Source organism: Microbacterium marmarense, assembly GCF_037204165.1.
GTDB lineage: Bacteria > Actinomycetota > Actinomycetes > Actinomycetales > Microbacteriaceae > Microbacterium > Microbacterium marmarense.
Window position 1 is genome coordinate 1 of record NZ_JBBDGL010000006.1, and the last position, 5,730, is coordinate 5,730.

The 5,730-nt window shown below is 54.2% G+C and carries 3 rRNA genes; all 3 read right to left on the reverse strand.

Annotated elements, in window-relative coordinates:
* Nucleotides 1-206: 206 nt before the first annotated feature.
* Nucleotides 207-323: ribosomal RNA gene (gene rrf / locus WDU96_RS13550) — 5S ribosomal RNA — on the reverse strand.
* 98 nt (nucleotides 324-421) lie between these two features.
* Nucleotides 422-3,527 (reverse strand): 23S ribosomal RNA (locus WDU96_RS13555).
* 436 nt (nucleotides 3,528-3,963) lie between these two features.
* A 16S ribosomal RNA gene (locus tag WDU96_RS13560) occupies nucleotides 3,964-5,485 on the reverse strand.
* Together the 16S, 23S and 5S rRNA genes form the textbook arrangement of a ribosomal RNA operon.
* Between the last annotated feature and the right edge of the window lie 245 nt (nucleotides 5,486-5,730).

Here is a 5,730-nt window from a genome sequence, read left to right on the forward strand (position 1 = left end):
CCGTTACGGGACGAATCAGGCTTGCGTTGCCCGTTGCGGGGTGGGTGCGACTTGTGTTGCTTGTCGCGGTCGCGGTCGCGGTCGTGGTTGTTGTCTCGGGGGGTGTTGTCGGGCATGTCGTGATCCTCCCGCAGCCCCGGGTGGGGGACAACGATTGTTAACGCGAAAAGGCCACCCAACATTGGGTGGCCAATTCACTAAAAGAAGTCCGGCGGTGTCCTACTCTCCCACAGGGTCCCCCCTGCAGTACCATCGGCGCTGTGAGGCTTAGCTTCCGGGTTCGGAATGTAACCGGGCGTTTCCCTCACGCTATGGCCGCCGAAACACTATTGATGTTTCAATCAGCATAACAATCAATTGTTATGCGGTTCTCGACCGTACATCGAGAACCACTCAGTGGACGCAGCACCTTAAACGGTGTGTTATCAAGTCATCGGCTTATTAGTACCAGTCAGCTACACGTGTTACCACGCTTCCACATCTGGCCTATCAACCCAGTAATCTGGCTGGGAGCCTCTCGCCCGAAGGCATGGAAATCTCATCTTGAGGCCGGCTTCCCGCTTAGATGCTTTCAGCGGTTATCCATCCCGAACGTAGCTAATCAGCGGTGCTCCTGGCGGAACAACTGACACACCAGAGGTTCGTCCAACCCGGTCCTCTCGTACTAGGGTCAGATCCTCTCAAATTTCCTGCGCGCGCAGCGGATAGGGACCGAACTGTCTCACGACGTTCTAAACCCAGCTCGCGTACCGCTTTAATGGGCGAACAGCCCAACCCTTGGGACCTACTCCAGCCCCAGGATGCGACGAGCCGACATCGAGGTGCCAAACCATGCCGTCGATATGGACTCTTGGGCAAGATCAGCCTGTTATCCCCGAGGTACCTTTTATCCGTTGAGCGACAGCGCTTCCACAAGCCACTGCCGGATCACTAGTCCCGACTTTCGTCCCTGCTCGACCTGTCAGTCTCACAGTCAAGCTCCCTTGTGCACTTACACTCGACACCTGATTACCAACCAGGTTGAGGGAACCTTTGGGCGCCTCCGTTACTTTTTGGGAGGCAACCGCCCCAGTTAAACTACCCACCAGGCACTGTCCCTGAACCGGATTACGGTTCGAAGTTAGATATCCAGAATGACCAGAGTGGTATTTCAACAATGACTCCACAAGAACTAGCGTCCCTGCTTCAACGTCTCCCACCTATCCTACACAAGTCACACCGAACACCAATACCAAGCTATAGTAAAGGTCACGGGGTCTTTCCGTCCTGCTGCGCGTAACGAGCATCTTTACTCGTATTGCAATTTCGCCGAGTTCGCGGTTGAGACAGTTGGGAAGTCGTTACGCCATTCGTGCAGGTCGGAACTTACCCGACAAGGAATTTCGCTACCTTAGGATGGTTATAGTTACCACCGCCGTTTACTGGGGCTTAAATTCTCAGCTTTGCCTTGCGGCTAACCGGTCCTCTTAACCTTCCAGCACCGGGCAGGCGTCAGTCCGTATACATCGTCTTGCGACTTAGCACGGACCTGTGTTTTTAGTAAACAGTCGCTACCCACTAGTCTCTGCGGCCTCCAAACGCTTTTGGGAGCAAGTCCCTATACGCCGAAGGCCCCCCTTCTCCCGAAGTTACGGGGGCATTTTGCCGAGTTCCTTAACCACGATTCTCTCGATCTCCTTAGTATTCTCTACCTGACCACCTGAGTCGGTTTGGGGTACGGGCAGCTAGAACCTCGCGTCGATGCTTTTCTTGGCAGCATAGGATCACCCACTTATTATCCGCATCGTGTCTCAGCCTTAATGAGTGGCGGATTTGCCTACCACTCGGCCTACGCACTTGCACCCGGACAACCATCGCCGGGCTGGGCTACCTTCCTGCGTCACACCTGTTAATACGCTAACCGCCCCAGCATAGGGTCGCACGCTAGGCCCCACGCTTCACCCCGAAGGGATCCATCTAGGGGATTCAGATGCTTAGCATTACTGGATTGGTTTGGGCGGTTCTTCGCCGGTACGGGAATATCAACCCGTTGTCCATCGACTACGCCTGTCGGCCTCGCCTTAGGTCCCGACTTACCCAGGGAAGATTAGCTTGACCCTGGAACCCTTGGTCTTTCGGAGGACGTGTTTCTCACACGTCTTTCGCTACTCATGCCTGCATTCTCACTCGTGTAGCCTCCACGGCTGGTTCACACCGCCGCTTCGCTGGCCACACGACGCTCTCCTACCCATCAATACGGCTGGACCACGAAGGCCTACCAATAAATATCAATGCCACAACTTCGGTGGCGTGCTTGAGCCCCGTTACATTGTCGGCGCGGAATCACTTGACCAGTGAGCTATTACGCACTCTTTCAAGGGTGGCTGCTTCTAAGCCAACCTCCTGGTTGTCTAAGCAACTCCACATCCTTTCCCACTTAGCACGCGCTTAGGGACCTTAGTTGGTGGTCTGGGTTGTTTCCCTCTCGACTATGAAGCTTATCCCCCACAGTCTCACTGCTGCGCTCTCACTTACCGGCATTCGGAGTTTGGCTGACGTCAGTAACCTTTTAGGGCCCATCGGCCATCCAGTAGCTCTACCTCCGGCAAGAAACACGCAACGCTGCACCTAAATGCATTTCGGAGAGAACCAGCTATCACGAAGTTTGATTGGCCTTTCACCCCTATCCACAGCTCATCCCCTCAGTTTTCAACCTAAGTGGGTTCGGTCCTCCACGACGTCTTACCGTCGCTTCAACCTGGCCATGGATAGATCACTTCGCTTCGGGTCTAGGACATGCGACTGAATCGCCCTATTCAGACTCGCTTTCGCTACGGCTACCCCTCAACGGGTTAACCTCGCCACATATCGCTAACTCGCAGGCTCATTCTTCAAAAGGCACGCTGTCACCCCTACTAGGGAGGCTCCAACGGTTTGTAAGCAAACGGTTTCAGGTACTATTTCACTCCCCTCCCGGGGTACTTTTCACCTTTCCCTCACGGTACTTGTCCGCTATCGGTCATCTGGGAGTATTTAGGCTTATCAGGTGGTCCTGACAGATTCACACGGGATTTCTCGGGCCCCGTGCTACTTGGGATACTCTTCGCGTCAAGAGAAGCATTTCGACTACGGGGTTCGCACCCTCTATGACCAGCCATTCAAAGCTGTTCGTCTATACCTTCTTGTAACGCCGACTGATCGGCAGACCAGTCAGAAAAGTCCCACAACCCCGAATACGCAACTCCTGCCGGATATCACACGTACTCGGTTTAGCCTGTTCCGGTTTCGCTCGCCACTACTAACGGAATCGCGGTTGCTTTCTCTTCCTGTGGGTACTGAGATGTTTCACTTCCCCACGTTCCCTCTACCCGCCCTATATATTCAGGCGGGAGTCACCAGGTCAGCACGCTGCCCAGCGGGGTTTCCCCATTCGGAAATCCTCGGATCAAAGTGTGCTTATCCACTCCCCGAGGCTTATCGCAGATTGCTACGTCCTTCTTCGGCTCCAGATGCCAAGGCATCCACCGTTTGCTCTTAAAGACTTGAAATCACATGAGTTGAATCAAAACTCGACCCCACACCCGAAGGCATGGGAATCTGAAATTGACTAATGATCTTTAAGATCATCTTTCATGAGACAACACCAAAAGGTGTCATCTCAAAGATGCTCGCGTCCACTGTGTAGTTCTCAAAGTACGGGCGGTACCCTCCACCGAAACCAGCCAAAGCCGGCAACAGCAAAAGGTCCAGAGAGTCGTCAAAACCCAACATCCAAAGACATCAAGTTCATCCGGTCCCTCAGGACCCAACAGCGTGCATATGCCGGCGCTTCCACCAAAACCGTTCCAGCTGCAAGCAGCGTACTAAGTTCAGGAAGTCCCGAACGGCATCTTGTCTAATGTTCCACCCATGAGCTAACCAGTGAGAAACATACGTTCTCAATCTGGCGCCTGGACATCCCGAAGAATGCCAGATGCTCCTTAGAAAGGAGGTGATCCAGCCGCACCTTCCGGTACGGCTACCTTGTTACGACTTAGTCCTAATTACCGATCCCACCTTCGACGGCTCCCTCCACAAGGGTTGGGCCACCGGCTTCAGGTGTTACCGACTTTCATGACTTGACGGGCGGTGTGTACAAGACCCGGGAACGTATTCACCGCAGCGTTGCTGATCTGCGATTACTAGCGACTCCGACTTCATGAGGTCGAGTTGCAGACCTCAATCCGAACTGGGACCGGCTTTTTGGGATTCGCTCCACCTTACGGTATTGCAGCCCTTTGTACCGGCCATTGTAGCATGCGTGAAGCCCAAGACATAAGGGGCATGATGATTTGACGTCATCCCCACCTTCCTCCGAGTTGACCCCGGCAGTATCCCATGAGTTCCCACCATTACGTGCTGGCAACATAGAACGAGGGTTGCGCTCGTTGCGGGACTTAACCCAACATCTCACGACACGAGCTGACGACAACCATGCACCACCTGTTTACGAGTGTCCAAAGAGTTGACTATCTCTAGCCCGTTCTCGTATATGTCAAGCCTTGGTAAGGTTCTTCGCGTTGCATCGAATTAATCCGCATGCTCCGCCGCTTGTGCGGGTCCCCGTCAATTCCTTTGAGTTTTAGCCTTGCGGCCGTACTCCCCAGGCGGGGAACTTAATGCGTTAGCTGCGTCACGGAATCCGTGGAATGGACCCCACAACTAGTTCCCAACGTTTACGGGATGGACTACCAGGGTATCTAAGCCTGTTTGCTCCCCATCCTTTCGCTCCTCAGCGTCAGTTACGGCCCAGAGATCTGCCTTCGCCATCGGTGTTCCTCCTGATATCTGCGCATTCCACCGCTACACCAGGAATTCCAATCTCCCCTACCGCACTCTAGTCTGCCCGTACCCACTGCAGGCTGGAGGTTGAGCCTCCAGTTTTCACAGCAGACGCGACAAACCGCCTACGAGCTCTTTACGCCCAATAATTCCGGATAACGCTTGCGCCCTACGTATTACCGCGGCTGCTGGCACGTAGTTAGCCGGCGCTTTTTCTGCGAGTACCGTCACTTTCGCTTCTTCCTCGCTAAAAGAGGTTTACAACCCGAAGGCCGTCATCCCTCACGCGGCGTTGCTGCATCAGGCTTGCGCCCATTGTGCAATATTCCCCACTGCTGCCTCCCGTAGGAGTCTGGGCCGTGTCTCAGTCCCAGTGTGGCCGGTCACCCTCTCAGGCCGGCTACCCGTCGACGCCTTGGTGAGCCATTACCTCACCAACAAGCTGATAGGCCGCGAGCTCATCCCTGACCGAAATTCTTTCCAACTACCGACCATGCGGCCGTAGCTCATATCCGGTATTAGACGCCGTTTCCAGCGCTTATCCCAGAGTCAGGGGCAGATTGCTCACGTGTTACTCACCCGTTCGCCACTGATCCACCCAGCAAGCTGGGCTTCACCGTTCGACTTGCATGTGTTAAGCACGCCGCCAGCGTTCATCCTGAGCCAGGATCAAACTCTCCGTAAAAGAAATTTGCTACCAACAACCGGAATAGGCTGAAAGCAGCGAGTTTGAACTGACCAAAAGGATGTCAATACTGACAATCCATACGCCAACCCCCGGAAGAGGTTGGACTTTGATCCAAAGGAATCTCACCCAACCGAAGTTGAGTAGAGGTTATTTGGCATTTGACAAGTGCACGCTGTTGAGTTCTCAAGGATCGGACGCACCTCCCACTCAGCTTCACAGCCTCGCCAGAAGGGCAACTTCAC